General features: G+C 66.3%; 1 pseudogene. It reads right to left on the reverse strand.

Features of this window, described 5'->3' with window-relative positions:
- Window positions 1-62: 62 nt before the first annotated feature.
- A pseudogene (locus LHP98_RS19295) lies at window positions 63-555 on the reverse strand (hypothetical protein); the annotation flags it as partial.

Genomic DNA, 555 nt, shown 5'->3' on the forward strand with positions numbered 1-555 from the left:
CGACCGTCGAAGCTTTCGATCTGGAGCAGGCGAACGCCATTGGTTCGAGACAGCCTGCGACGGTTCTGCGTGGGCTTTCCGGGTGCGATGCAGTGCCGGTCAGACGCCGCATCATCCACGAGCTTCAGGATGGCGGTCGAGGTGAATTTGGTCCCGTTATCGCTGACCACCGTCGCGGGTTTGCCGCGGGCATCAGACAGCGTCGCCGATTCCCGCGCTGCCCGAGCGCCGACAGCGAGGTGTCGGCGATCAGGGCGGGGCCTTCCCGCGTGCCGTCATCGACGACGGTCATGGTCCGGAACCGGCGTCCATCCGTCAACTGGTCCGATACGAAGTCCGGCGACCGGCGCTGGTTCGGCATCAGTGGCAGCGCCACAGGGGCGCGACCGCTTGCCAGCGGGCGTCCCCCCTTTCCAGGGAGATCCTTCACAGCCGCGTTATCAAGCATCGCATCAGCCAGCCGCCGCTTCCGGCGTTCTCGTCCTCGAGCCGCTTCAGCCGCTTCGCCGTACTTGGCCTTCCACTTGCAGATGGTCGCATCGCTGACGCCGTGCC

Origin of the sequence: Rhodobacter sp. Har01 (assembly GCF_020564565.1) — a bacterium.
Classification (GTDB): domain Bacteria; phylum Pseudomonadota; class Alphaproteobacteria; order Rhodobacterales; family Rhodobacteraceae; genus Pseudogemmobacter.